Raw genomic sequence first — 25,198 nt, forward strand, 5'->3', positions numbered from 1 at the left:
GCGGAGCGGTTCCAGGAAGGCCGTGCACAGGAAGGTCGTACACGGGGGGATCGGGTCTCAGCGGACGGGAGGGGAGGCAACCGTGGGGGAGACAGGCCTGAGAACCTGTTCCACGCGGGTCAGCCCTTCGGCCACGGCCTTTGGGGGGCGCGCGAAGCAGATCCGGAAGCCGTCACTGGCGCCGAGCGTCTCGCCGGGCATCAGCAGTACGCCCATGTCCAGTGCCCTGCGGCACATGGCCAGCGGCTCCTCCCCGGTGGTGAGCCAGAGCCAGGCGAACGGGGTGTCCTGGGGCTCCACGAGGGTGACCGCGTCCGCGTTGCGCCGGGCGAAGTCCCTGACGAGAGCGAGCCCCTGCGTGGTGAGTTCCCGGTAGGACCCCAGATGGCGCTCGCGGTGGGCCAGTACGTCGCATGCCAGCGTCTCGCAGAGCACGGAGTTGGAGATGGTGGAGAGGAACTTGCGCTGGGCGCAGCCGTCCACCACGCTCGGCGGACCGTACAACCAGCCGACCCGCAGCCCCGGGAAGCCGTACACCTTGGACAAGCTGGACACGGAGATCACCCGGTCATCACCGAGCGCGGGTGAGCGCGAGAGATCGAGCGCGTACTCCTCGTCGAGCAACAGATAGGCACCCGTACGCGACGCCAGCGCCAGCAGGCCGCGGAGATCCGCCTCGGCGATGCGCCGACCGGTCGGATTGCACGGGCTGTTGGCCACGATCAGCCGCACGTCGGGCCCGGCCACCGCCTCGGCGGCCTCGACGTCGAAGCTGAGGTCAGGACGGAACCCGACGAGTTCGACTCGGCAACCCAGCGCGGCCGGTACGTCCCAGGACTGCTGCCAGCCGGGCCGGAAGGAGATCACCTGGGATCCCGGAGTCAGCAGCGTCGCGTATACGAGGTACAGCGCCTGCTGAGCGCCCTGGGTGATGAGGACCGACTCGGCCGTCCCGCCGTACAGCCCGGCGACCGCGTCGCGCAGCGCGCCGAGGCCGCGGTCGTGGCCGTAGTCCAGTTCCAGGCCGGCGGGCACCACGAGGTCGTCGAAGCGACCAGGGAGCATGTTGCTGTCACCGAGGTCGATGTCGAAGCGCCCGGCGGCGTCCTCGAACACCCACTTCTGGATCGGATAGTCGCGTGACTGGGCTGAGGAGACGGTCACCGAGCCGCCCTCGCTGTCGTCAACCGGTCGAGCCGCGTGCGCAGGGCGGGCGCGAAGCTCCCGACGGCGACCTGCTCGGCATCCCCGGTCATGGTGACCCAGCCGTCCGCTGAGATGGTGATCTCCATACTTCCCCCAGGCATTCTGACCTCGACCCTCCCGTCGCACAGCCCGAGTTCACGGGCCGCGGACGCCGCGGCACAGGCGCTGGCGCCGGACGCCGTCACGTACCCGGCACCGCGCTCGAAGACCTCCAGTTCCATCACGTCCCGGCCCCGCATGCGCATGAACTGCACATTGGTGGCCTCGGGGAACCGGACGTGCCGGGCGATCTTCGGCCCGAGCCGCCCGGCCAGATGCGGCGACGGCTGGTCTACCGGGACCACGGTATGGGGATTGCCGTTGTAGACGCAGGTGACGGTCAGCTGTTCGCCGTCCACCGTGAGCGGCACCCGCACCGCCCGGCCGGAATAGGGTGTCCCGTCCTCGGTGAGCAGGGGCACATCGGCGGCGTCGAAGCTGGGCCGGCCCATACCGACCTGCACGCGCCCCGCGGCCGCGTCGAGGATCCTCACCGGGCAGTCGCCCGCGGCCGTACGAAGGGTGAACTCCCGCCCGTCGACCCAGTCACCCGGCTCCTGCGCGGCGAGGTGGAGAGCGAACATCCGCAGACCGTTGCCGCTTCTGCCGCAGTCGGATCCGTCGGAGTTGTACAGGCTGAGCGCCACCGGAACACCGGCACGGGGCTGCTCCAGCGGCCCGTACAGGATGCCGTCCGCCCCGACCCCACGGCGCCTGTCGCAGACCAGCCGGATCGCTTCGGGGCTCACGGCGAAGTCGGTGTGGCGGGGGTCGATTACCAAGTAGTCGTTGCCTGCTGCCTGATACTTGAAGAAGTCGATCACAGTCGGTCTCCATGGGCTGCGGACGCGGCACGGCGCCGCCCTGGGGTGATGGAACGCCCCAGGGCGGCGCTGTGCCCGGGTTCTACTGCTCGGTGAGCGCGGCGGCGTCGTGCTCGTCGCCGTACCACTTCTCCGACCACCGGGAGAACGCGACGATCACGATGTCCCGGTGGCCCGGACCGCCGTCGGCGGAGAGCACATCGGTGACGTCGTGCGCGAGCCCCCGGTCGTCCAGCAGGACCGCCTGGCCCGGTTCGAGCGTACCGCTCCAGAAGGGCTCGTCGGCGCCGGGTTTCCAAAGACGGGTGGTGGCCCCCGCCACGTTCGCCTTGTTGAGGATTGCGATCATCACGAACTCGTGGCCGTCGTGGTGCACGCCCTCCGGGGTGAGGGGGCCCGGCTTGTCGCTGTCGGCACGGGTCCTGTTCTGGTGGACGTTGATCTGCCAGTCCTCGGACCGGTCAAGGCCGAGCTCACGGATGCCGACCTCGATGAACGGGGTGAAGTCCACCTTGATCGGCTCATAGACGCGGCGCATGCCGCCACCGACCGGGTTGAACTTCTTGAACGTTGTGTAGTCGCGGTGGGGGAGCCGTGCGAACGACCACCCGTCGTCGCCCTGTGGGCTGAGGCGGTACTGCGAGAACCGTTTGAAGCGAGTGCCGTTGCCCATGTACTCGTCGACCGGGCAGTCGTCATAGCTTGCCAGGATGTCGGGCGGGACATCCGGCAGGTCGATGATGGTGAACCCTTCGCTGCCGAGCGGCATGGTCTCTCCTCCGTAATGGGTGGGACGGGCGGATGTCAGGCGGCGGCGGACGGCATGCGCTCGTCCAGGTATGCGGCGGAGGAGTTGAGCCGCCACAGGATGCCGCGAGCGATGGCTCGGCGCATGTACGCGGATTCGGCGGCGGGCAGCACCACGTTGTGGAACCAGCCCTGGGCGTGCTGCGAGTCGATGGTGATGTGCAGCCGGTGGTAAGTGATCCCGACTTCCGGCAGGCCGAGGCGCTCCCAGGCGTGTACGACCTGGACGAACCTGTCCGGCGCCATCCACTCGGTCATGCCCAGGAAGCCCACGGCCTCCGTGTACAGGGTGCGGTAGCGGCACAGCATGACTGCGAGGTTGCCGTTGAGCAGCGCGGTGGCGGTGAGTGAGCGCTCCAACTCGTCTTCCGAGATCTCGAATACCTCGAAGATCTTGTTGAAGAGGGTGGTGTGGACCTGGGCGTGGTCGCCGTTGCCCATCTCGTCCCAGAAGTTGGAGGCGATCTCCATCTTGGCATCGCCCGCGGTGCCCACCTGCATCAGCGCGAGCAGGTCGTCGAAGCGGCCGTCCACCACGGACTCCTGCATCACGTAGTTGCGTAAGTCGCTCTCGGTCGCCGTGTTGCGGATGAACTCGTGGTAGTAGGGGTGCTTGTAGACCCGGTGCTCACGGGCGATCTTCTTGAGCCAGGTCAGGTACTTCCGCGGCTCGGTGGGCGCCTCGTCAAGCAGCTCCGGATCGATCAGCCGGTCCTGGGCCTCCGCTGTGGCCGTCTCCAGTAGTCGGACTATCTCGTATACGAGGACCGACCCCTCGGCGTTCACCCCTTGCGGGATCTTGGTGTACAGCTGGTAGATACGGTCGAGCAGATACTGCTGGGCGTACAGGGCGTCGACGTCGCCCGCGGCCGCAGCTCTGTTGATGTCGGACACATCCTCGAGGACACGGTCGCGCTCGCTGCTCGACAGGGCGGAGTCGACCTTCTCAGGCGCGGTCCCGAGCCAATTGGTGATCTTGTCCACGGTCGACAGGGCCGATGCAGCAGATGCGGCCTGGTCCTTGGAGATGCTGACTTCCAGCATGTGTTTTCCCCTTGGGTCACTGGATGAATCAGACTTCCGTCACGACGTGATGCACCGTCCTCCGGAAGACGGTGAAGAACAGGTTTCGTGCTCGGCGGCATACGGCGGGTGCGCATGCGCTTCCATGGCGCGGGTCTGACACCCATCTCCAGTAGCCGGGTATGCCGTGAACGAAACACTGGTCTGCCGTCACTGCTCGCAAAGAAATTACGGAAGGGGGCGGAACGGAACGAATGCGGAGCGGCTTCACCGTCCTTTCGTCCTTCTCCTCCTTGTCAGGGGGGGCTCAACTTCCGTGCGGGTGACGGCCGGTAGCTATTCTGCTGAGCCTTACTGGACGATGTATGGATCTTGTCTGTATGACCGTCGGCCGTCACCACCGAAGCCGGGGTGGGAGAGGCGGTGGCTGATCCTGTCCCGCGAAGTGGTGCAGCCGGCCGTGGTCTGGGAAGACGCGGCTGCCAACCGCTGCAGAATCACGACCACCGATGCGAACCTCCCTGACGCATTCCTTGAGATCCCCCCACGGACAGAGATATGCGAGCCGGCCCTCCGCCACTGTGTGCCGCTGCCGGGAAGCCGCGGCGCCAGACCTCTGGGGGCGTGTCCGCAGTTCTGGTCCAGCCTCGGTCATCGAGGCGTCGGCGTGCTCAGAGCGCGATGGCCCAGGGCATCCTGCCAGGCGCCGTTCGCCGCCGAGGACCGTGCGTTCGCAGTGCCTGACTCCAGTTGGGTCAGTCGGTCGAGAGCCTCCTTGCGGCGGGCTGGCGGCTCGCGCTCCGCGCACTCGGCGGCATAGACGGCGATGAGACTGTTGAAGCGGTACTGCTGGTCCGGTCCCTCCTCCAACAGGTGGTGGGCCGACAGGAGCGCAAGCAGGCTTTCGGTGCTCTCATGGTCCGCCTCCGTGAGCGTCGCCGCTATATGAACCGTGAACGGACCACCGTGCAGCCCCAGATGACGGAACATCCGTGCCGCGTCCGCGGGCAGTGCCTGGTACGACGCCTCGAAGACATTACGCATGCTGGCTGCTGCGTCGTCCTTCACCGTCAGCCGGTCGAGCCGGCCATGCTCGGCTTCGTACTGCTCGACCAACGTGGTCAGCGGTACATCGGGGTTGGCCGCCAGCCCGTCGGCGACGATACGCAGCGCCAGCGGCAGTCCTCCGCACACTGCCACCAGGCGTGCGCCGACCTCGTCCTCTCCCTCGAGCCGTCCCTCGCTGAGCCCGGTGAGTAGTTGCGCCGACTCCTCGTCGGCCAGCGGCCCGATCGTGACCAGATGAGCACCGTCGCGAGCTGCCAGCCCACTGAAGCGCTGCCGACTGGTCGCCAGGACGCAGGACGCCCCCCGAGGAATGAGTGGCCGCAGCTGATCGGCAGCGGCTACATCGTCCAGCACCACCAGCATCCGCTGGCCATGCAGCAGGCTCCGGTAGAGGGTGGTCCTGGCGGCCAGGCCCGGGGGTATCTGCGAACTGTCGACTCCCAGGCCGACCAGGAGCTGCCCCAGGGCATCGGCGGAGCTCACGGGTCGGCCCTGCAGTCCCGTGCCGCGTAGGTCCACGTACAGCTGGCCGTCGGGGAAACAAGCGAGGAGCCGGTTCGCGAGCTCCAGCACGAACGCCGACTTGCCGACCCCGGCCAGACCATCGACCACCGCCACCGGGGTCGTCGCGCCGTGCCGCGTGCTCTCTTCGGTCAACACCGTTTCCAGGTCAGTCAGTTCTGTGTCCCGACCTAAGAACCCACGGGCTAATGGAGGTAGTTGAGCTGGCTTGAGGGGAAGGTGGAACGCGGTATCGCGGCCCGCGAGCGGCAGCGGCGAGGTGTCGCCGGGAGGGCGCAGCTCCGGATGCCCGGAAAGGATCTGATGGTAGAGATTGCGCAGGTCGGTGCCGGGCTCGACGCCCAGCTCACGGCTCAGCAGCTGCCGGATCTCCTCGTACATCCGCAGCGCGTCGGCCTGCCGTCCGCTGCGGTACAGCGCCTGGATCAGCAGCCAGCGGAGCTTCTCCCGCAGCGGCTCCTCGGACACCGCGCCCGTCAGCTCGGCGATGACATCGGCGTGCCGTCCGACCGCCAGCATCTCAGCGGCCCACTCCTCCACGGCGGTCAGCCGCAGGTCCCGCAGCCGGGTGCGCTCCATCGCGGCGAAAGGCCCCGGAATCCCGGAGTACGCCTCGCTGCGCCAGAGTGATATGGCCTGCTCGTACAGCCGCAGCGTCGAATCGACGGTGCCCACACCCCGTGACCTGCGGGCCTCGCCGAGGCTTTGGGTGAAGACCGTGGCGTCCACGTTCGCGGGGTCCAGTCGCAGGCAGTACCCGCTGGATTCGGAGGTGAGTACCGCTCCGGCCACCCTCCTGCCGCGTCCGGGCTCCAACGCCCGGCGCAGGCCGGCCACGTAGGTGTGTACGCCGTTGGCGGCCGTCTGCGGTACGGCACTGCCCCACAGGGCGTCCACGACGGTCTCGACGCCCACGACATCGTTGGCGCGGCTGGCGAGCAGGCCGAGCACGGCCCGCTGCTTGGGCGGGCCCAGTGCCACCTCCGCTTCCTTCCGCCAGGCACGCACGGGCCCTAACAGCTGTATGCGCAGTGGTGCTCCCGTGGTGGCCACGGATCATTCGCCTCCTGACGTGTTGGTCGTTCCGTTCCCGTACGCCCCCCGCATCAGCACAGCGAGCGGTCGTCGGCCGGTTCCGGAACGCTGTCCGCGCCGGACTCCAGCGGCCGGACGGGAACATCACTCCTCACGGGTATCTCCTCCAGCCCGCGCTCGGCGGAGGGCTGCTCGACTACCCTGCCCCCTTTCCAGCGGTCCCTGCCGTACTTGGAGTAGATGCCGCGCAGCACCGCAGCCGCGGTCATGAGGCCGTCCTGGGTGGCCTTCGCCACGACGCCGCACCGGGGCGGCAGGACCGACCCCTGTAGCAGCGCGTCTTTGGCGGGCCTGGCGAGTTCGTGTGTCACGGCCCGTGCCGAGCTGGGGTGCCCGTGCACCTACCCGTCGTCAACGAGCGGGTTCGCGCGTGGCTCGCGGTCCCCTTCGGTGTCGCTGGTCAGCGTGCACGACCATGCCGCCGACGAGACCGACGTACGCGTTCCAGCTCCTCGGTGCGGCTTCCGTCTCTGGGGGCGCGAATACGCCGGGAGGTAAGTGCAACTCCAGCTAATTGGCCGGATAACGATTGCCTGCCGCTCTTCCCGTACCGTGAATCCGTGATAAACTCTGCGTTATCGAGAGGTTCACGTCGCGATTCTATGGCGATCGCGCGGCAACGCTTTTCCATCTCTCCCCTTCGAGCCGTACTCGAACCACATCAAGGAATCTGCCCTGTAAAACGCGTACAGCGTGAACGGCACAGGAATGAGTACGACGGGAACCTGCTCGAGGAATGTAATGGCAGAGCGTCACGCCGTCAGGATGCCAAGCCGCCGAAGCCGGTATCGCCGAAGGTCGGGACCTAGGGCGGTCGTACTGACGGAAACAGGCACTACTCACTCGTGCGAGCCACGGTCAGGCTACTCAAGCACGTTCACTCGATCAACACCTGATTGAGTTGTGACCGGGTTCTCGCGGCGCCCCGCGAAGATATCGAGCGTGGCTTCTTCCGTGATGCGTCCACAGATCGGCGCAGGCACACCAAAAACATCGGTTAAAGCGCAAGATAACGGCTGACCGAGCATGTTTCCCCGTCTCGCTGCCCAAGGCTTGTGAGTAGGCACACAGTAACGGTGGCGTGTTTGATTGTCACCCCCATGTCCTGCGACGCCCCCGAGGGCTGACGAAGAAGATCCGGAGCCGTGCTGTCCCCCCAAGAACCGGTGTGTTGTGCACTTGGCCGACGCCGACGGGCGGGGGTCTGACCTCACGGAATCTCGTCGGTGAGGCGGGCTGTCCGGACACGGTGTGGATCGCTGCCGGACTCGGTGTGGATCATTGGGCGGCCGGCATGGCACGGAGATGGCCTGACGGGCGGTGAGTGGCCGGGACGCGCCGGGTGCCAGGAAGTGCTCCTGGCACCCGACCGCCGCCGACCATCACCCTCGTTATACGACCGCGCCGAGCGCGATCATGTGGTGCTCAGGACGTGGCACCCGGGCTGCTCGGGTAACGTGCAGCCGGGACATCACGCCTCCCGCTCGGTCACGGCGGCGGACGTGGTGACGGCGGTCAACTCGCCGTTCTCATAGCGCCGCTTGCACGCCCGGCGCTGCACCTTGCCGCTGGAGGTCTTCGGCAGTGCCCCGCGCCGCACGACGATCACTTCGTCCGGGGTGATTCGCTGCTCTTCCCCGACGGCGTCGTATACACGCTGACGTATGGACGTGGCCCCCACGGAGTTGAGGAGCCGGCCGTCGGACTCGACGACCACCACGAGCCGCTCGCGCTCACCGTCGTCGCTGGAGAAGGCGGCTGCACAGTTCGGGTGCAGACCCGGCACGGCCCGTTCGGCGGACAGCTCGATGTCCTGGGGGTAGTAGTTGCGGCCCTTACGGATGATGACGTCCTTCAGGCGTCCGGTGACGTACAGCTCGCCGTCGTGCAGGAAACCGAGGTCACCGGTGCGCAGGTGAGTGCTGTCGTCGGCGTTCGCGCCCACGACACGCGCTTCATCCACGGTGGCAAAGCTCGGAGCGCGCAGCCGAATTGACGCGTTACGGATTGCCCGAGATTCGCAGTGGATCTGAGCATCGTGTATCCGGCCGGCCGGTGACCGCAGCGCCTGGACCGCATCGCCGAGTTCTCGGGCCTCTTGCTCGAGCTCGGGTCCCGCAGGCGGTCAGGGGATGCTGTGCTCATCGTGGACGACAGCCGGAGATCACTGGTACTTCACGGGCCACCAGGTCGTCATCGCCATTGGCGACTTGGTGGCGCCAAGCCGACGGCTTCGAGGCAGGTGTCTATCCTGCCGACACACCACGTGCGAGCTGCTGTTGGCGCCGCAACCCCGCCACGTCCACGGGCGCCGTCTGTACCACGTGCGTGATCATGAAGTGCACGATCGGCTCCTCGCCGGTGAGGTGATGCCGGGTGGTTCCGGTGAGGTGCAGCGTTGCGCCGCTCCGGCCGTCGATGAACAGAATTCCCGCGCGAGGGTTGACAGCAAGATTCCCGAGCGTCGTGAACATCGAGTTTCCGGAGCGTTCCGCCCACACCAGTTGGGTCGGCGACACCACCTTGACGGACCCGGGCTCCCCACCCCGATGGCTGGCGTCTGCGGTCCCCGTGTCGGAAGTCGTCGCGATAAAGAACGTATCCGCATCCGTGATCCATTTTTGCTGGACCGGGCTGAGCATCTCACCCGAGACAGCCTGTTTCGCAGCGACCGCATGCTGCCCCGGTCCGCTCCAGTGGCGCAGTCGCCCAGGGCAGTTGGTGAAGACCTGGGCTGTGTCGACAGCGAGCCCTCGCTTGGTGGGTCGAGCGATGCCGTTGACCCTGAGCCTCAGCCCTGTGCGTCTGTCGGGAAAGAGCAGACCGGTCTCGAACGGCCTGTCGGCCAAAAGCCCTGAGGGTGAAGCGAGTTGCGTCCGGTCCAGGACCAAGGAGAGTGAATGAGGACCGGTGGTCCGGGCGAATCCGGGTGGGCCGGTCAAGGTCGAGGCCCAGATCCGGCCGCCGGAATCGGCCCATCCGATCACCACGAGACGCTGCATGCCGACAAAGGCGGCATGGACCTCGCTGAAGCCGTTCCGGATCACTCTGGACGATCGGTCGGCCTCCGCCGACCGACCCAGGATTTCCTGTACTTTCCGCTCACCTCGGTGATAACTCATGTTGACCGCACCCCTCGAGCCATGACGACATGTTGCTCGCGTTCCTGAGTCCTCGGCGACTAAGGGCTGTCCCGTAATCCCTGGCGGGCGCGCGACGACGGCTACGGCCCCTCGCCGCGTTGTCGGAACGCCCGAATACATCCAGTATTCGCGCGTCCCTCCGCCTTGCGATGCACCGCACCCGACGCCGCGCGGTGACTCACCAGGGATTACGGGACAGCCCTTAGGGAAAGATAACAGACCATCATCGCACCAGGGCTGCCCGAAAGGACCCTGGTGGGTGCGGGCAATGCGGGTGAAGGCCTCCTGACCCGTTCCGTCAGCGGGCTGCGCTGATGAGCCACATGAGTCCCTGGGCTCCGGCCTGCGGAGTGAACAGGTCGGGGATCTCCCGTCCGCTGCGGCGGGCGAGCTCCGTGGGGTTGGTCAGGGCGAACGTCCAGCCGTGCGGGGTGAACCACCGGTCGGGAATCTCCAAGGTGGAGCGCCAGGCAGCACTCACCGTGTACAGGTCCTCGGTCAGTCGGGAGAAGCGCGCCGAGCGCTGCAGGGCTCTGTCGAAGTGGTCCATCACCAGTCGGCTGCCCGGTGCGGACATCGCCGTGATGTCCCTCAGTAACTGGTTGTTCTCAGTGTGACTCAGGTAGGGCAGCAACTCTTCGACCCCCCACGCCGTCGACCGCCAGGGATTGAAGCCCGCAGCCCGCAGCGCCCCGGGCCAGTCCCCTCTCAGGTCTGCACCCACCTCCGCACGTCTGCAGCGGGGCTCCTGGCCGATCATGGACAGGATGCCGTGCCTGAAGCGCAGGACGTCGGTCCGGTCCACTTCGTAGACCTCGGTGCCCGGTGCCCAGTCGAGGCGGAAGGACCTGGAGTCCAACCCCGAGCCAAGCAGCACCACTTGACGGCATCGCTGTGACGCGGCGCGCAGCTCCTCGTCGAAGAACCGGGTGCGCAGGGCGACGAAGTCCCGCATGAATGCCCGGCTTCTGGCGGAACACCCGTCCGGCAGTCCGGTCGGGCGTGGCAATTCGTCGATGACTTCGGTGAGCACCCGTGCGGTGCGGTCCTCGAAGAGCCGGTCCGGACGGCGGTTCTCCGCCTCCCGTTCCCTGGCTGTGCAGAGTGCTGTGAGCCCTACACCCGTCGGCAGGCTCGGCAGGGGGACCTTCCGACCATTCTGCGAGAGCGCTGTCTCCACAAGCGTGTCCCTTCGCGCGTCGCGGCGGATGGCGGAGGGCCACCACGCCCACGGTGGTGCCATGTGCCCTGCGATCGTCGACAGTTGTGCCGGAAGGTGCCACTCATCCTGTCCCTCGTGCCGGATGGCGACTTCAACTAGCCTGCTGCAGACGGAAATCCATCATCTGGATGATCTGGATTGCGCGCCTCGGCATGCTCTCCGCTCTGGAGATGGCCGCCTGCCGCCTCATGGCCACGTCCGAGCATTCGGCGGTGCTGCTGACCTCGGGCGACAACTTCTCCACCCCACTCGTGGACCGCTGGCGGGCCTCGAAGCTCTTTCTGCTGGGCGACGCCGGAGCGGCGGCCGTGGTGTCCCGCCGGGGCGGCTTCGCCCGGGTGCTGTCCGTGGGTTCGGTGTCAACCCCTTCGATGGAAGCACTGCACCGCGGCGGGGAGCCCATGTTCCCGCCCGGTCCCACCGTGGGTCGCACCCTCAACCTGGAGGAGCGCAGGGAGTTCTGGCGTCGTGAGTGGGCCCGAGGGGTCCCGCCGCCCATGGGCAACTTCGGCGACACGGTCGTCGCCGCCGCCCGCAAGTCGCTGGCGGAGGCCGGCCTGGACATGGCGGACATCTCCCGGGTCTGTCACATCGGCTTCTCCCGACTGCCTTTGCAGGCGTCCTTCCTGGACCCGCTGGACATCGACGAGAAGCGGGGTATCTGGGAGTTCACGCGGAGGACGGGCCACCTGGGCGCGGCCGACACGGTCGCCGGTCCTTCTCGCTGGTCTCGCACCGGGCGCAGGAGATCCGCCATCTGTGTCGGCTCTCGGAAGCCGTCGCCTACGTGGTGCCGGGCACCTACCAGGGCTTTGACCACACTCAATTGGCACTCGACATGGTGGGCGAGCACGAGACCCTGCGGAAGGTCTTCGTGCTTGACCCGGTGGCGCCGGTAGCAGCCGATGCCGCCACCAGGTGGCTCGTCCCGCTGGACGAGGTCGACGACGAGCCCGTGCCGCTGCCCCCGCCCGACCCGTCCGATGTCGCGTTGTTCCTGCTGTCCGGTGGCACGACGGCGCTGCCGAAACTGATCCCCAGGACCCACGACGACTACGCGTACCAGACCCGGGCCTCTGCTGAGCTGCTCGAACTGGGCCCCGACGACGTTTACTTGGCGGTACTCCCGGCAGAGTTCAACTTCACCTGGGGGTGCCCCGGCGTGGTGGGGACGCTGCGTTCCGGCGGCACCGTGGTCCTCGTGGACGCGCCCATCGCCGACGAGTGCTTCGAGACCATCGCGCGCGAACGTGTCACGTTCACCTCATTGGTGCCGACACTGGTCCAGTTGTGGCTCGAGGCCGCCGAGTGGAGCACGGCCGACCTGTCCAGCCTGAAGCTCCTGCAGGTCGGCGGGGCCCGATTGCCCCGCTCCGTCGCGGAGCGCGTCAGCCCCGTCCTCGGGTGCCGGCTGCAACAGGTCTTCGGGATGGCGGAGGGTCTGCTCACCCTCACCCGTGCCACCGACACCGAGGAGACCGTCCTGACCACCCAGGGCAGGCCGCTCTCACCCGACGACGAGGTGGGGATCGTCGGCCCCGACGCAGCGGAGCTGCCGCCGGGCAGCACCGGAGAGCTGCTCACTTATGGCCCCTACACCCTGCAGGGCTACTACAGGGCGCCGGAACACAACGCGCGGGCCTTCACCGAGGACGGCTTCTACCGCACCGGCGACCTTGTGCGACTGACCGAGGACGGCGCTCTCGTCATCGAGGGCCGCATCAAGGACATGATCAACCGGGGCGGGGACAAAGTCTCCGCAGGTGAGGTGGAGGAACACCTCCTGGCCCATCCGTCGGTGGCCGAGGTCGCCGTTGTACCTGTGCCCGATCCGTTCCTGGGCGAGCGCGTCGGAGCCTTTGTGGTCCCGGACGGTCCGCCTCCCGTTCTTGGGGAGTTGAAGGAGGCGCTGCACGGGGACGGGCTGGCTGACTACAAGCTCCCCGAGTGGCTGGCCATCGTCGACAAGCTCCCGCTGACCGGGCTCGGCAAGGTCGACAAGAAGGCTCTCGCGGCCGGCGCGGCAGCCCGGATCCAGGCGGCAGACGCCGCCGCCTCCGAATCGGCGGTCGGCCGATGACGGCGTACGCCGCCCCGGGACCGGCCGAGGGCGCCGGTCCCGCCCACCCTCATCCCGCTGAAGTCGAAGAACTGGGGACACTGATGGACACCACAGCGGACGGCAGGGGACAGAACCTCACGGAGATCTCCGCCGCACTGCGCGATGCCGTCGCGGCGATGATCGGTACCGAACCCGATGCCATCGCGCCGGACGCCAACCTGATTCACGTGGGGCTCGGCTCCCTGGAGATGATGCGACTGGTCAACCAGTGGCGCCGCAACGGCTTGCCGGTCTCGTTCCGCGAACTGGCCGCAGAGCCCACACTCGAGGCCTGGCAACGGCACTTCAACGCCGTCGCGGCCGGATCCGCGGAGGCCACGACATGAGTGGATTCCCGCTGCTGGACGACGAGGGGCTCCCCGCCCGCCCGGCCGCGCTTCTGATCCAGGGCGGACACCTGTGCACGGCGGATGCCGCAGCCCGAGTGCACCCCACGGGGTCCGTCCTCGTCATCGGCGATCGGATCGCCGCCGTAGGTTCGGTCGAGGAAGTGGCGCAGGCTGTCGCAGACCTCACTCCGGAGCAGCAGGCGGGGCTGCGGAGAATCGACGCCGGGTCCATGCTCGTGATGCCGGGTTTCGTCAACAACCACTGGCACGACCTGTTCGCCGTGCGTCTTCCCTTCAAAGGCGCCCTGCGCTCCCCGCAGGACCGGGCCGACGAGCCCGGTTTCATGGCACTGGGGGGTGAAATCACCAAGGTATCCGCCGGGTTCGAGGGATTCCGCCGCTTGGTGGACGCCCTGCAGCCCGACGAGGCGCGCGCCGTCGCCCGGTATGCGACCTGGACGCAACTGCGCTCGGGCACCACCACGCTTGGCGACGTCGGATCGGTCAACCGCCCCGAGGCGCTGGCTGATGCGGCACTTGAGCTGGGCATCCGCTGTTCGGTGAGCGCCTGGGTGGCGGACACACAGTGCGGAACGGGCGTCGCCGCGCCCGCGCGGACCCGCGACGCCGACGCCGAACTGGCATGGATCCAGCAGGTGTTGGACCGCTGCGCGGCGGACCGGACCGCTCGGCTCCGTGCCTGGCCCACGGCCCCGTACCTCACCAACATGAGCCACGAGCTCGGGCGCGGCCTGGCCCGTCTCTCCGCCGAGTACGACGTCCCGTTCGCCACGCATGTCGGCGCTCTGCGCAACGAGGCGGAGGCGATACGTACGTACTTCGGTACCACCCCCATCCGCAGGCTGGACCGGCTGGGGCTCCTGAACCACCGGCTCGTTGCGGTGCACTGCGCGTTCGCCGATCCCGACGAGCGGCGGATGCTGGTCGAAGCCGAGGCTCACATCAGCCACTCCCCGGCGAAGTACGGCCCCACCGGTGAGTCCACCCTGACCGAGACCGGTCTCATCCCCGGACTCCGGCGCAGCGGCCTCGACGTCTCCCTGTCGACGGACGGCGGCGTGTTTCCCGTCATGGGCATGGCGGAGGAGATGCGGGCTGCCTGGCAGATGTACAACGAGCTTGCGGCGGACCACACCGCCTTGCTCGCCAGTGAGGCACTGGCCATGGCTACGCGGATCGCGGCGCGCGGTCTCGCATGGGATCGAGAGGTCGGCAGCCTGGAGGTGGGCAAGCAGGCCGACCTGGTGCTCGTCCCCATCGACGACTGGCGCTACCTGCTCAACCCGCGCCCACTGGAGGCCTACCTGACCCTGGGCGGCACGCAGGACGTGCACACCGTGTTGGTAGCGGGCCGGATCCTGTTGGAGAACGGCCGCACCACCCATGTCGACGAAGCCGCTCTGCAAGACGAGTACCTGCAGGCCCTGCGGTACGTCGCGACCAAGCCGGCCGGTTGCTGCTCACCTCCACACACTGGCCGTGGATCGGCGAGCGCACCCGGCATATCGACGGGGCGCACGCGCGCCTGCTCGCCCGCGTCGACAACCCCCTCTCCTGCAAGGTCGGACCGTCGGCCACACCCGACGACGTGGTACGCCTGTGCGGGCTGCTGGATCCCGACCGGACGCCCGGCAGGCTCACCCTGATCGCTCGGATGGGTGCCGACGCCGTGACCGAGCGACTGCCCGCACTGGTGTCCGCCGTGCGGGCCGCGGGCCATCCGGTCAGCTGGCTGTCCGACCCGATGCACGGCAACACCGTGATCGCACCGGGAGGGGTCAAGACGCGGCTCGTGGACACGGTCGTGCGGGAGGTCGTCCGCTTCCAGGACGCCGTCGCGGCGGCGGGCGGTATCGGGAGCGCGGTGGCCGAGGCGCTCGCCGTGAGCGGTGCCTCGGTGGCACTGCTGGACCGCGACGCCGACCAGCTGGCAGTTGTGGCCAAGGAGCTGACGGAGGCCGGCCGTCGCGCCACGGCCTTCCCGGTCGACGTCACCTCCAGCGAGGAGGTAGACGCGGTGGTCGAGGAGGTCGAGGACCTGCTCGGCCCGGTCGACCGGCTCGTGAACGCCGCCGGAGTGCTGCGCACCGGCCGGATCGACCGCTTCACGGACGAGGACTGGCAGACGACGTTCGCCGTCAACACGAGCGGGGTGTTCCACGTGTCGCGCGCCGTCGTGCGCCGGATGATGCCGCGCCGGCGCGGCGCCCTGGTCACGATCGCTTCCAACGCCGCGGGCACCGCGCGCATGGAGATGGCCGCGTACGCGGCGTCGAAGGCCGCGGTGTCCACGTTCACCAAGTGCCTCGGCCTGGAGAGCGCCGAGTACGGCATCCGCTGCAACGTGGTCGCTCCCGGCTCGACCAGTACCCCCATGCTGACCTCGCTGTGGAGTGAGGAGGCCGCGGCCCGCGCCTCGATCGAGGGTGTTCCGGAAGCCTTCCGGGTCGGCATCCCGCTGGGCAGGGTGGCTCGTCCTCGGGACGTCGCGAACGCCGTGCTCTTCCTGCTGTCCGACGAGGCCGCGCACATCACCATGCAGCATCTCACCGTCGACGGCGGCGCCGCGCTCGGCGCGTGACCCTGCCCTGGAAAGGAGGGGGTTGTGGCCATCCCCCTGATCGAGCCCTACCCGATGCCCACACAGAGCGATCTGGCTGCCAACACCGCCTCGTGGTCGGTGAGTCCGTCCCGTGCCGTCCTGTTGGTGCACGACATGCAGAACTACTTCCTGCGACCGTTCCCCGCCGGTCGGTCACCCGTCGACGAGCTGGTCCGCAACGCGGTCCGGCTCAGACAGGCCTGCACCCGTCTGGGTATCCCCGTCGCCTACACCGCTCAGCCGGGCGACATGACCGAACAGCAGCGAGGCCTGCTCAAGGACTTCTGGGGTCCAGGCATGACCGCCGGGCCGAAGGACCGCGCCGTCGTCGAGGAACTGGCGCCGACAGAAACCGACACGGTGCTCACCAAGTGGCGGCCGAGCGCCTTCTTCCGTACGAGCCTGCTGGACCAGCTCCGATCCACGGGACGGGACCAGCTGATCGTGTGCGGCGTGCACGCCCACGTCGGGATCCTTATGACCGCCGGTGAGGCGTACGCCCACGACATCCAGACGTTCGTGGTGGCCGACGCCGTCGCCGACTTCACCCTGGACGACCATCGCATGACGCTCCGGTATGTCGCGACGAGGTGCGGCATGGCGCTGTCCACCGATGCCGTGCTGCAGAAGCTCGAGGAGGCGAGCCGCTCATGAACCAGGGTGCCGACACAGTGCGTTCCGATGTACCGAACCCGTTGCTGCGGCGAATCCTCGGCGGCGAACCGCCGCCGTTCGCGCTGCTGCACCGCGCGCAGGCCACGGGAGCGGACCGACTGGAGCTGATGGTGGGAAGGGTCTCCCGGCTCGCCTCGCTCACCGAACTCCCTCTGCCGCCGCGGGGCTCCGGTGGGCTGAACATCTACCCCAGTGAGATCGAGCAGGTGATCTGGAGCCATCCGGCCGTGCAGGACTGCGCCGTGATCGGCGCACCGCACGACGACTGGGGCGAGGCGGCCGTCGCGGTCGTCGAGCTCAACGCCGGCGCCCGTGTCGACGGCGGTGAGCTGATCTCGCTGTGCAAGGACCGGCTGGGCGGTGTTCGCGCCCCCAAGCAGGTCGAGTTCGTCGACTCGCTGCCCCGCAGTGCCAACGGAAAGGTGCTCAAGCGGGCCATCCGGGAACGGTACTGGGCCGGCCGGTCCCGGCAGATCTGATCACCCGCACTGACAGGAGGACGCATGACCGTGGGCTTCGACCTCAAGGGCAAGGTGGCGATTGTCACGGGTGCCGGTTCCCGCGCATCCGGTATCGGTAACGGCAGGGCCGCCGCAGTGCTGCTCGCCGATGCCGGGGCACATGTGGTCGTCGTCGATTCGGCGCCCGAGCACATGGAGGAGACGCAGAAGCTCATCGCCGAGCGCGGCGGAGAGTCCCTGGCGGTGACCGCGGACGTCACCGACCCCGACGCCTGCGCGGCTGTGGTCGAGCAGGCGATGGATGCCTGGGGGCAACTCGACGTCCTGGTCAACAACGTCGGGGTGGCCGGCCCGTCCGGCACAGTGCTCGACGTGGACCTCCTCGCCTGGGACCAGTGCCTGCGCGTCAATCTGACCTCCATGGTGCTGATGTCCCGGGTCGCCATACCGCGTATGCGGACCAGCGGCGGTGGCTCGATCATCAACATGTCCTCCGTGGCCGGCCTCGTCGGTGGACACCAGGGCATCGCCTACCCCACCACCAAGGCCGCGATCGTCGGCCTCACCAGGACCATGGCCGCCCACCACGGGCGCGAGGGGATCCGGGTCAACGCGCTCGCACCCGGCGCCGTACACACTCCGATGGTGTATTCCCAGGGAATCGACGAAGCCGCCCGCGAACAGCGGCGGCTCGCAGCTCCGTTGGGTACCGAGGGCACAGGGTGGGACGTCGGCGATGCCGTCTTGTTCCTCGCCAGCCCCCGTTCGCGCTGGATCACCGGTACCGTCCTGCCCGTCGACGCCGGACTCACCGCGACGCTCGGCACGTACACTCCGTCGGTCACAGCGGCCCCTCCCGCCCAGGCGGACACGGGGCCGCAGCGATGACCGGTGTCGCGCGAGCCTCACTGAGGAGGGGATCCGGGACGAACGGGACGGTGGCCGCAGTCAGCAGCAGCGGCGAGCACTCGTTCAGCAAGCCGAACAGGGAGAGCATCACGCTGCTCGCCGGGTTCGGTGTGGAGGGCGACGTACACGCCGGCGTGACGGCCTGGAGCGCATCCAGGCCACCCTCGACCCCTTCCACGGACGCTTCGTCATCCATGGTCCACCGGCCGAGGTGGTCGAGGGTGACTGGCCCGGCAGTGTGGTGCTGATCGAGTTCCCGGACCTGGCCGAGACCGGTGCCTGGTACGCGTCCCCCGCATACCAGGACATCCTGAGACTGCGGACCGACCACATCGAGGGCGACGTGCTGCTGATCGAGGGCGTCGGTCCGGGGTACGACCCGCGCGAGCGGGCAGCGAAGCTTCGGGCGGAGAGGGAACGGCCGGGCGGCGACACCGGCGCGTGACGCCCTGACGCCCTTGGAGGCCCCTCAGGCCCGTCGAGGTGACGCCAGCAGATAACGGGCACCCGTCCGAAGTTCGGTGTGCTCGCTCACCTGCCAGCCCGCCTCCTCCAGCGTGGCCGCGCAGGCGCGCAACGCCGTGAGGTCCGGCTCATGCACGGCGACCGCCTCCGGCTGCGGGGTGACGCGCACCCGGTAGCCGTCGCCGTCACCGATCGCGGGCCGGTGCCCCGCCGCCTCCAGCGCGAGCGCGGCGGCCCGCACCAGATGCGTGCGCTCCCAGCCGCACGGCCGGTCCGTGGCACCGCCCGGACTGGTCATCCGACGCAACTCCAGCAGTCCCTGCCAGGCGCTGCGCACCTCCCGCAGCCGCGCGGGCCCGCTGTCGGCGGCCTCCTCGCCGCCGACCCGCGCGGCGAACACGTCCGAATCACCTGCGACCGGGGCGGTGACCCGGACGGCCTCCTCGGCGGGCGCTTCCCGTATGCGATGCCCCGCCGGGGTCAGGAAGTGGTCGTGCGGCGGGCGTGGATGCCGGAAGGCCAGCCCCCGCCTCACCAGCGCGGCAAGCTGGGTCTCGCTCCCCCTCAGCCGCCCGGTCACGGGATCGGCGGCGTCGATGACGCGCCGCTGCGCGGCGGTCGGCGGTCGGGTCACGGCGTACTCCTTCCCCCCGGAGGGCCGGCGCGCGTGAGCGCCGGTCACTCCACGTCGGGCCCCGCTTCCCCTTCTGAGAGGGACCCATGGGAACAGTACGCGTCGGGTCTGACATTCCAGCCTGCCACCACATGGCGCCGGTGCTCCGTGCTCAGCCGGCTCATCGTCCCCGTGGAGAGCTGGAACAGGGCCCCGGCCGACGCGGGCAGCCCGAGCCGCCGAGCGGCCAGTACCCGCAGGAAGTGCCCGTGCGAGACGACGACCACGCTGCCCTCCTCCTCGGCGAGCGCAGCGTCGATCTTGGCGAGCATGCGCTCGGCGCGCTCTCCCACTTCCTGCGGGCTCTCCCCGGGATGCTCGGGCGGACCGGGCGCGACACCGTCGGTGAACAGGAACCAGTCGGGCTGGGTCCGGTGGATCTCGACGGTCGTGACCCCCTCGTACCCGCCGTAGTCCCACTCGGACAGGTCCGCGTCGACGCGCGCCCCACCGACCCCGGCCAGCCGCGCCGTCTCCCGGGCCCGCTGCCTCGGGCTGACGAACGCCGCCGCGATGCTGTGCCGGGCGATCAGTGGGGCCAGCCGGCGCGCCTGCTCCCGGCCGTTCTCGGTCAGCGGGATGTCGGTCCATCCCGTGTGCCGCCCGGACAACGACCACTCGGTCTCACCGTGCCGCACGAGGAGCAGGTCACCCATCGCCGTTCCCTTTCTCTCCCCTACGTACGGTGACACCTTCGGACGGCGCCTGCATGATCGGCTGCGCCCTCGCAGCCTGGAGTGACCACTTGGCCACAACCTGGATGCCTACGGTCCACCTTGACTGGACCGCCCAGACTAACGGGCCGGTCAGGTCCGCTGGACTGGTGTATCGACGGCCACTCGGTGATCTCGGTGTTGAGGCTGTGCGGCGAGTTCGGTGGACAGGACGGTTTCGCCTGTTTCTAGGGCCTGTTCGATCGGGTGCCCGGCATCGGCTCCGCGAGTGCCGTCCGCCATTCAGGCGCACCGAAGGCGTCCGCGAAGTACTGCGTCTCGTGTACCACGTGCCCGTGGGCGAATTCCATGATGCTCACTGAGTAGGCGGGCACCCCGTCGTACGTGATGACGCACTCGCTCACCCACAGATCTCCGCTGCCGACGATTCGGTCGACGGTGAAGTGCCGACTGGCAGGATGCCCGCCACGTTGCGCCGAAATCGTCGCGCGGCCCCGGAATCGTTCACCTGACTGGGGGTAGTCGAGGACAGCGTCCGCAGCGTAGATGGCGTGCTCGGCTTCGGTATCCCCACGTTCCGATGCGCGCCAGTGTTCCTCGAGTGCGGCCCTGGTCCGGATATCAGGATCCATCGCATTGTCCCTTCTGCATGTGGCCAGAGCGAGCCGGGGACCTGGGACTGCGGTCGTCCCCCGTGTGGCATCCTCGCCGGCACCAGGAGGGTGGCATGGTCGAATCCTACGCCGACGGCTTCGACGCCGCGTAGGCGACGGCAACCGCGTACGAGAGGAAGGCCGACCGTGGCCCGCACCGAGTACTACGACGACCCGCATGCCCCCGAGCCGAACAGCATGGTCGTCGCGGCCTCCGCCGCCATCACCGACGACCAGGGGCGCATCCTTCTTCAGCGCCGCCGCGACAACGACCTGTGGGCGCTGCCCGGCGGCGGCATGGACCTCACGGACTCCCTGCCCGGCACGGCCGTCCGCGAAGTCAAGGAAGAGACCGGTCTCGACGTCGAGATCACCGGCCTGGTCGGTACCTACACCGACCCGAAACACATCATCGCCTACACCGACGGCGAGGTCCGGCGACAGTTCAACGTCTGCTTCACCGCCCGCATCACCGGAGGCCGACTGGAGATCTCCGACGAGTCCACCGAACTCCGGTTCGTACCGCCCGAAGAGATCGAGCAGTTGCCGATGCACCACACCCAACGGCTCAGGGTCCAGCACTTCCTGGAGCAGCGCGAGAAGCCGTACCTGGGCTGAACCGGCCGACGGTGCGCTCCGATTGCAAGCGGGCCAGGCCGCTCCCCGACGGCGTCGTCGCGGTACGGGTCGGCGCCCTCACGGCCTCTGGCGCGGGGAGTCGAGCCCGTTGCTGGGGGAGCGGCGGCTACTGCCGACACCCGCTCAGGAGCCGCCCGATCCTGCTGATCGCGTGTCCAGGGCTGCAGGGGGACGCGTAGAGGTGTCGGGGGACGGCGCGCTCGCCAAGTCGCTGCGCGGGGAGTGACCCCTGCCGCGACACGGGAAGAGGCCCGCCGCGCCGGATGGGGCGCGGCGGGCCTCCGCCAGTTTCATCCCGGGCTTCCCCGGGCCCTTTCGGGCTTCTTTCCGGGGCTCAGACGCCCGGCGGCACCCGTGACGGCCGGCCCGAGCCGCGCGTCAGCACGTACCCGCCGATGCCCGCGATCGCGGCGAGCACGCCGCCGATCGCGGTCCACACCCAGCGGTCCGACCACCAACCGGACGTCCAGCCGCCGTCAGGCTTCAGCGAGGACAGCGTGGCCTTGTCCTTCTCGGACTCGGAGGACTTCTGCGAGGTGAGCGCGATGCCGGGCACCAGCGGCTGGGACAGCGAACCGTCCACTGCCGCGGCGCCGCCGATCTCCTTGGAGTTCACCTGGACCTCGGCGTTCACCGGCTGCCCGAGGTCGGCCGTGCCCAGGTTCACGACGGTGAGCCGGATGTAGTACGTGCCCGGCAGCGGGTCGTTGGCCCACGGCTCCGACCAGGCGCGGACCGTGCGCAGCGTGCAGGCCAGGTCCACGGTGGCCGCGTCCTGGGCGGCCGTCCGCGTCTGCGCCCCGTACTGGCACGCCTGGCGGCGCCGCAGTCCGTCGTACACGTCGAGCTGCCAGGTCTGCGCCGCGCTGCGGGACGAGGAAGGCAGCTTCACCGTGGCCTTCACGGTGGGCCGCTGCCCGGCATCCGCGGGGAACGACCAGTAAAGGTAGTCGCCCGTCGAAGCGTTCGCCGTGGCCTGCTGCCCCTGCTCGATCTCCGTCGCGGTACGGAACGACGTACCCGCCGAGGTGGGCGCGGAGCTGTCGTCGGTCGGGCTCGCGGACGGCGAGGAGTCGGCGACAGCCGGGGACACGGCGACACCCAGCAGCAGCAAGGTGGTCGTCAACACTTTTCTGATACGCATCAGTTGGTCCTCCAGACCGCGAACCGCCAGCGCGACAGCCATCCCCACACCAGGCCCCCGAGGAAGCCGGTCAGCACGAGGGCGCCGAGCAGCCACCAGCCGCGCCCGAGGCCGAAGGCGGCAACGTCGCTCGCCTGGCTGGGGCCGTCGACGACGTCGACCGTCAGCTCCAGCGGCAGTCCGGGCGTGGTCTTCACGCCGGCCGCCGGGGAGAAGGAGTTGGCGACCTGGAGGCACACCGTCTCGGCGGGTGCGTTCTCGTCGTCGCTCTCGGCCTTCGGGTAGCGCAGACCCGTCGACATCATGTCCGTGCGGCCCGTGCCCGTGGCCTCACCGCGGACGATCTCGCGTCCGTGGATGGTGAACGCCCGCAGCGACACACCGTAGTCGGGGTTGACCGGCCTGTCGTCGGAGACGCTCACCGACGCGCGCAGTTCCTGACCGGGCTTCACATCGACGCGGTAGAAGCGGTGTTGACCGAACACCTCGCGGTCCGTGTACAGACCGGACTTCAGCGTGGGCGCCGCGTCACACCGGTCGGTGCCGTCCACGGCGACCGGCGTCACCACCTTGTCCGTCGTACGGTCCACCAACTGGTTGACCTTGCCGGAGAGTTCCTCCTTGTGCCGGACCGACGTGTACGTTCCGCCGGTCGCCTCGGCGATGCAGCTCAGCTGCCTGTTCAGCTTGGCGTTCGGGACGAGCCCCAGCGTGTCGATGGTCAGCCCGACCCCCTTGGCCGCGATCTCCCGGGCCACCTCGCAGGGGTCCAGCGGGCCGCAGGTGTCCTCGCCGTCGCTGATGAGGACGATGCGGCGCGTACCGTTGCCGCCGTCGAGATCGTCCGCCGCCTTCAGCAGGGCGGGGCCGATCGGCGTCCAGCCAGTGGGCTGCAGGGTCGCCACGGCCGTCTTGGCCTGCTCCCGGTTCAGCGGCCCGACCGGGTACAGCTGTGCGGTGTCCTTGCAGCCCGTCCTGCGGTCGTTGCCCGGGTAGTTGGCGCCCAGCGTGCGGATGCCGAGCTGCACCTCCTCCGGGGTCGCGTCCACCACCTCGTTGAAGGCCTGCTTCGCCGCGTCCATGCGCGAGCCGCCGTCGATGTCCCGCGTCCGCATCGAACCGCTGACATCGAGGACGAGATCGACCTTGGGTGCGTCCTGGGGTGTCGGCTCACCGGCGACTGCGCCGGCCGGGACGGCTATCCCGGCCGCCAGGGCGGCGAGCAGAGCACAGGCTCCCGCCGCCAGCCGTTTACTTGTGATCATCGCCGGATCCTATTGATCAAAGGGGGTGGTCTTCAAAACGATCACGGATTACAGGAGGCGGTCGGCGCGGTGAACGGGTTCGGCAGCCGCGTCCACAGGTCTCCGGTCCGCCGCGGGGACAGGCGCATCAGTGTCAATGCCTTCGTGGGCAGCGGGTCTTCACGCAAGGCGGGCAGATCGGGCGTGGGCGGCAGATCCCGGACGGCGGTCCGCAGCGCCGTCCGCAGGGCGGGCGCCGATCCCGCCGCCGACGCCAGTGCGCCCGCCACCAGCGAGCCGAACAGCTTGCGACGCAGGGTGGTTTCGTCGTCCGTGACGATCCGGCCGGACAGCTCCGGGGCCTTGATACCGTGGCGGGCCAGCCGGGCCGGGCTCACCCGGATGTCGGCGAGGTCGCGGTAGACCAGCCGCAGGGGGTCACCCGTGGGCGAGAGCACCACCAGGAGGTTCTGGCCGTGCGCCTCCAGGGCGACGCCCAACTCCAGCAGCCGCAGGCCGACGGTGAGTGCCAGACGCGTGAATCCGGCGAGCCAGGCGGGAGACGTGGTCAGGCCGGTGAGCGGCAGAGCGGCCACCGGGACTACCCGTTCGCCGGCCGCCGTGTCCGCGTACGCCTCGGGTGATTCCCGTATCACCGCCGCGAGATCCGGGGAGTGGGCGCTGATCGCCCCCACGGTGCGCGTGACACACAGGAGGCCGTCCATGCGCGCGGCGATCGACTCCGCGAATTCGGACACCGTCGCCGACGTCTCGACCGAGTAGACCGAGATGTCCCGTACGGAGGACGTCAGTCGCGCGCTGATCGCGGTCTTCACATGAGGGCCGCCCTCGGGCAGTGCCAGCGTCCGCAGGGACATCAGCGGATGGGTCAACGGGCCGTCCTGCGCCGGTACGTCGAGCACGTGCGCCATCTGCCAGGGATGGACCGGGATCAGCAAGCGCCCGTCCTGCCGCAGCCACGCCGGCCATGTGCCGCGCAGGAGCGCGTCGTCCACGGGAACCAGGCCGAGGCGCACCAGTGGCCGGTGCTCGGGCCCGTACGCGAGCTGCTCGGCAACCGAGAAGCCCGGCCGCGAGCGACAGTTGGGGTGGTACGGGTGCCCGTCGATCACCCGCTGCTCCCACGCCCAGCTCGACACCGGCTGAGGTGCGTCCCGCTGCTGAGCGGCGCGCGACAGTGCCAACGAGGCTGTACTCTCGTCGAGTTCGGCGGCCAACGCGTCACCGTGCAGAACATCAAGGGCCATGACCAGAGCGGCCGGACGGTCGTACCTCCGCCCCTCGAGCCGCACCTCGGTCACATATGCGTCGGTCGCATACGGGTCCGCGGGCGGACCGTGCAGACGACGACCGTCAGCCAGGTGGAGCGTGAGCCCGTCGCGCGTAGGCTCCCGGCGCACGATCCACGGCAGCGGCTCATGGGCCAGCGCACGCCACAGTCGTGTGAGCACGGCGGCGCGGGCGCCGGGCAGGCCGGCCGCGTACGACGCCGACAGATCGGGCCGTACGGCGTGCAGTTCGCCGGCCAGTTCGGCCTCGGCACAAAGAGAGAGGTGATGCACAGTCCAGCTCCTCGGGGGACGGGGTGCTGCATCGTGGGGACGAGCCAGGGCAGAC

24 protein-coding genes and 2 pseudogenes are annotated in these 25,198 nt (G+C 68.9%); 11 read left to right on the forward strand and 15 right to left on the reverse strand.

The genetic code is table 11. From position 1 onward, the window contains the following. Positions 1 to 57: 57 nt before the first annotated feature. From BIV24_RS25925 to BIV24_RS25965, 9 genes are all read right to left on the reverse strand, one after another. Positions 58 to 1,164 (reverse strand): pyridoxal phosphate-dependent aminotransferase, encoded by a 1,107-nt coding sequence (locus tag BIV24_RS25925; RefSeq protein ID WP_079168530.1) that lies wholly within the window; start codon positions 1,162 to 1,164, stop codon positions 58 to 60. After that, positions 1,161 to 2,069, reverse strand: coding sequence for a diaminopimelate epimerase (gene dapF / locus BIV24_RS25930; protein WP_071368864.1), 909 nt, complete (start codon positions 2,067 to 2,069; stop codon positions 1,161 to 1,163). Before dapF ends, BIV24_RS25925 begins: the two co-directional genes overlap by 4 nt. 82 nt (positions 2,070 to 2,151) lie before the next feature. Beyond that, positions 2,152 to 2,838: a 2OG-Fe dioxygenase family protein gene (locus BIV24_RS25935; RefSeq protein ID WP_071368865.1), complete on the reverse strand. Its 687-nt coding sequence runs from the start codon at positions 2,836 to 2,838 to the stop codon at positions 2,152 to 2,154. A 35-nt stretch (positions 2,839 to 2,873) separates the two neighbouring features. Then, positions 2,874 to 3,920 carry an iron-containing redox enzyme family protein gene (locus tag BIV24_RS25940; RefSeq protein WP_071368866.1) on the reverse strand — a complete coding sequence of 349 codons (1,047 nt, stop codon included), beginning with the start codon at positions 3,918 to 3,920 and terminating at the stop codon, positions 2,874 to 2,876. 630 nt (positions 3,921 to 4,550) lie between these two features. Beyond that, positions 4,551 to 6,470: an AfsR/SARP family transcriptional regulator gene (locus BIV24_RS25945; protein WP_071368867.1), complete on the reverse strand. Its 1,920-nt coding sequence runs from the start codon at positions 6,468 to 6,470 to the stop codon at positions 4,551 to 4,553. A 125-nt stretch (positions 6,471 to 6,595) separates the two neighbouring features. Beyond that, positions 6,596 to 6,895 carry a hypothetical protein gene (locus BIV24_RS25950; protein WP_143064664.1) on the reverse strand — a complete coding sequence of 100 codons (300 nt, stop codon included), beginning with the start codon at positions 6,893 to 6,895 and terminating at the stop codon, positions 6,596 to 6,598. 1,160 nt (positions 6,896 to 8,055) lie between these two features. Beyond that, entirely contained in the window at positions 8,056 to 8,547 is a 492-nt protein-coding gene (locus tag BIV24_RS25955) for an acyl-CoA synthetase family protein (protein ID WP_177198818.1), read from the reverse strand. A gap of 283 nt (positions 8,548 to 8,830) precedes the next feature. Next, the gene (locus BIV24_RS25960; protein WP_177198819.1) at positions 8,831 to 9,706 is read right to left on the reverse strand and encodes a pyridoxamine 5'-phosphate oxidase family protein; all 876 of its coding nucleotides are present in this window, start codon (positions 9,704 to 9,706) and stop codon (positions 8,831 to 8,833) included. A 319-nt stretch (positions 9,707 to 10,025) separates the two neighbouring features. Continuing rightward, complete coding sequence (locus BIV24_RS25965; RefSeq protein WP_079168533.1) at positions 10,026 to 10,970, reverse strand: SAM-dependent methyltransferase; 945 nt, start codon at positions 10,968 to 10,970, stop codon at positions 10,026 to 10,028. A gap of 107 nt (positions 10,971 to 11,077) precedes the next feature. On the opposite strand from BIV24_RS25965, the gene BIV24_RS35700 reads away from it, so the two are divergent. The 10 genes and pseudogenes from BIV24_RS35700 (at position 11,078) to BIV24_RS26010 (ending at position 18,513) form a co-directional block, all read left to right on the forward strand. After that, positions 11,078 to 11,848 (forward strand): beta-ketoacyl-[acyl-carrier-protein] synthase family protein, encoded by a 771-nt coding sequence (locus BIV24_RS35700; protein WP_071368871.1) that lies wholly within the window; start codon positions 11,078 to 11,080, stop codon positions 11,846 to 11,848. Beyond that, positions 11,740 to 13,029, forward strand: a complete 1,290-nt coding sequence (locus BIV24_RS25975; protein ID WP_245766946.1) for a (2,3-dihydroxybenzoyl)adenylate synthase — start codon at positions 11,740 to 11,742, stop codon at positions 13,027 to 13,029. Before BIV24_RS35700 ends, BIV24_RS25975 begins: the two co-directional genes overlap by 109 nt. Positions 13,030 to 13,112: 83 nt before the next feature. After that, on the forward strand, positions 13,113 to 13,397 hold the full coding sequence (locus BIV24_RS25980; protein WP_071368901.1) for a phosphopantetheine-binding protein: 285 nt from the start codon (positions 13,113 to 13,115) through the stop codon (positions 13,395 to 13,397). A 242-nt stretch (positions 13,398 to 13,639) separates the two neighbouring features. Next, positions 13,640 to 14,767, forward strand: a pseudogene (locus BIV24_RS25985) (amidohydrolase family protein); the annotation flags it as partial. A 107-nt stretch (positions 14,768 to 14,874) separates the two neighbouring features. Next, a complete protein-coding gene (locus BIV24_RS35705) occupies positions 14,875 to 16,002 on the forward strand; it encodes a 2,3-dihydro-2,3-dihydroxybenzoate dehydrogenase (protein WP_281247771.1) in 1,128 nt (375 codons plus the stop codon). Positions 16,003 to 16,026: 24 nt separating this feature from the next. Further along, a complete protein-coding gene (locus tag BIV24_RS25995) occupies positions 16,027 to 16,677 on the forward strand; it encodes an isochorismatase family protein (RefSeq protein ID WP_071368874.1) in 651 nt (216 codons plus the stop codon). Further along, positions 16,674 to 17,177 carry an AMP-binding enzyme gene (locus tag BIV24_RS26000; protein WP_071368875.1) on the forward strand — a complete coding sequence of 168 codons (504 nt, stop codon included), beginning with the start codon at positions 16,674 to 16,676 and terminating at the stop codon, positions 17,175 to 17,177. The genes BIV24_RS25995 and BIV24_RS26000 overlap by 4 nt, the downstream gene beginning before the upstream one ends. A 24-nt stretch (positions 17,178 to 17,201) precedes the next feature. Next, positions 17,202 to 18,047 (forward strand): SDR family NAD(P)-dependent oxidoreductase, encoded by an 846-nt coding sequence (locus BIV24_RS26005; RefSeq protein WP_071368876.1) that lies wholly within the window; start codon positions 17,202 to 17,204, stop codon positions 18,045 to 18,047. After that, a pseudogene (locus BIV24_RS35710) lies at positions 18,044 to 18,244 on the forward strand (MOSC domain-containing protein); the annotation flags it as partial. The gene BIV24_RS26005 and the pseudogene BIV24_RS35710, both read left to right, overlap by 4 nt. 14 nt (positions 18,245 to 18,258) lie before the next feature. Next, the gene (locus BIV24_RS26010) at positions 18,259 to 18,513 is read left to right on the forward strand and encodes a DUF1330 domain-containing protein (RefSeq protein WP_425442594.1); all 255 of its coding nucleotides are present in this window, start codon (positions 18,259 to 18,261) and stop codon (positions 18,511 to 18,513) included. Positions 18,514 to 18,537: 24 nt separating this feature from the next. Here the strand turns inward: BIV24_RS26010 and BIV24_RS26015 are convergent, their stop codons facing one another. The 3 genes from BIV24_RS26015 to BIV24_RS26025 all read right to left on the reverse strand — a co-directional run bounded on the left by BIV24_RS26015 (position 18,538) and on the right by BIV24_RS26025 (position 20,713). Next, positions 18,538 to 19,167: a hypothetical protein gene (locus BIV24_RS26015; protein WP_071368877.1), complete on the reverse strand. Its 630-nt coding sequence runs from the start codon at positions 19,165 to 19,167 to the stop codon at positions 18,538 to 18,540. Positions 19,168 to 19,211: 44 nt separating this feature from the next. Further along, positions 19,212 to 19,862, reverse strand: a complete 651-nt coding sequence (locus tag BIV24_RS26020) for a histidine phosphatase family protein (RefSeq protein ID WP_071368878.1) — start codon at positions 19,860 to 19,862, stop codon at positions 19,212 to 19,214. A gap of 245 nt (positions 19,863 to 20,107) precedes the next feature. Next, the gene (locus BIV24_RS26025) at positions 20,108 to 20,713 is read right to left on the reverse strand and encodes a nuclear transport factor 2 family protein (protein ID WP_342745279.1); all 606 of its coding nucleotides are present in this window, start codon (positions 20,711 to 20,713) and stop codon (positions 20,108 to 20,110) included. Between BIV24_RS26025 and BIV24_RS26030 the strand changes: the two genes are divergently transcribed. Then, complete coding sequence (locus BIV24_RS26030) at positions 20,681 to 21,151, forward strand: NUDIX domain-containing protein (protein ID WP_071368880.1); 471 nt, start codon at positions 20,681 to 20,683, stop codon at positions 21,149 to 21,151. The two genes, BIV24_RS26025 and BIV24_RS26030, sit on opposite strands and share 33 nt — an antisense overlap. 355 nt (positions 21,152 to 21,506) lie before the next feature. On the opposite strand, the gene BIV24_RS26035 is transcribed toward BIV24_RS26030, so the two are convergent. From BIV24_RS26035 to BIV24_RS26045, 3 genes are read right to left on the reverse strand one after another with little or no spacing between them, the layout of a single operon-like run. Next, entirely contained in the window at positions 21,507 to 22,316 is an 810-nt protein-coding gene (locus BIV24_RS26035) for a hypothetical protein (protein WP_071368904.1), read from the reverse strand. After that, on the reverse strand, positions 22,316 to 23,581 hold the full coding sequence (locus tag BIV24_RS26040) for a VWA domain-containing protein (RefSeq protein ID WP_071368881.1): 1,266 nt from the start codon (positions 23,579 to 23,581) through the stop codon (positions 22,316 to 22,318). Before BIV24_RS26040 ends, BIV24_RS26035 begins: the two co-directional genes overlap by 1 nt. 41 nt (positions 23,582 to 23,622) lie before the next feature. Next, entirely contained in the window at positions 23,623 to 25,143 is a 1,521-nt protein-coding gene (locus BIV24_RS26045; protein WP_071368882.1) for an IucA/IucC family protein, read from the reverse strand. Positions 25,144 to 25,198 lie beyond the last annotated feature (55 nt).

This window comes from Streptomyces colonosanans, from assembly GCF_001866645.1.
Taxonomy (GTDB): Bacteria; Actinomycetota; Actinomycetes; order Streptomycetales; family Streptomycetaceae; genus Streptomyces; species Streptomyces colonosanans.

What these genes read in the sequence shown, in the direction of transcription:
- BIV24_RS26025 (WP_342745279.1), bottom strand. Translation starts at nt 20,713, where the DNA reads ATGCGGGTCGTCGTAGTACTCGGTGCGGGCCACGGTCGGCCTTCCTCT.
- BIV24_RS26035 (WP_071368904.1), bottom strand. Translation starts at nt 22,316, where the DNA reads ATGCGTATCAGAAAAGTGTTGACGACCACCTTGCTGCTGCTGGGTGTC.
- BIV24_RS26005 (WP_071368876.1), top strand. Translation starts at nt 17,202, where the DNA reads ATGACCGTGGGCTTCGACCTCAAGGGCAAGGTGGCGATTGTCACGGGT.
- BIV24_RS35700 (WP_071368871.1), top strand. Translation starts at nt 11,078, where the DNA reads ATGATCTGGATTGCGCGCCTCGGCATGCTCTCCGCTCTGGAGATGGCC.
- BIV24_RS26020 (WP_071368878.1), bottom strand. Translation starts at nt 19,862, where the DNA reads ATGGGTGACCTGCTCCTCGTGCGGCACGGTGAGACCGAGTGGTCGTTG.
- BIV24_RS26000 (WP_071368875.1), top strand. Translation starts at nt 16,674, where the DNA reads ATGAACCAGGGTGCCGACACAGTGCGTTCCGATGTACCGAACCCGTTG.
- BIV24_RS25940 (WP_071368866.1), bottom strand. Translation starts at nt 3,920, where the DNA reads ATGCTGGAAGTCAGCATCTCCAAGGACCAGGCCGCATCTGCTGCATCG.
- BIV24_RS25965 (WP_079168533.1), bottom strand. Translation starts at nt 10,970, where the DNA reads ATGGCACCACCGTGGGCGTGGTGGCCCTCCGCCATCCGCCGCGACGCG.
- BIV24_RS25935 (WP_071368865.1), bottom strand. Translation starts at nt 2,838, where the DNA reads ATGCCGCTCGGCAGCGAAGGGTTCACCATCATCGACCTGCCGGATGTC.
- BIV24_RS26040 (WP_071368881.1), bottom strand. Translation starts at nt 23,581, where the DNA reads ATGATCACAAGTAAACGGCTGGCGGCGGGAGCCTGTGCTCTGCTCGCC.
- BIV24_RS25960 (WP_177198819.1), bottom strand. Translation starts at nt 9,706, where the DNA reads ATGAGTTATCACCGAGGTGAGCGGAAAGTACAGGAAATCCTGGGTCGG.
- BIV24_RS25980 (WP_071368901.1), top strand. Translation starts at nt 13,113, where the DNA reads ATGGACACCACAGCGGACGGCAGGGGACAGAACCTCACGGAGATCTCC.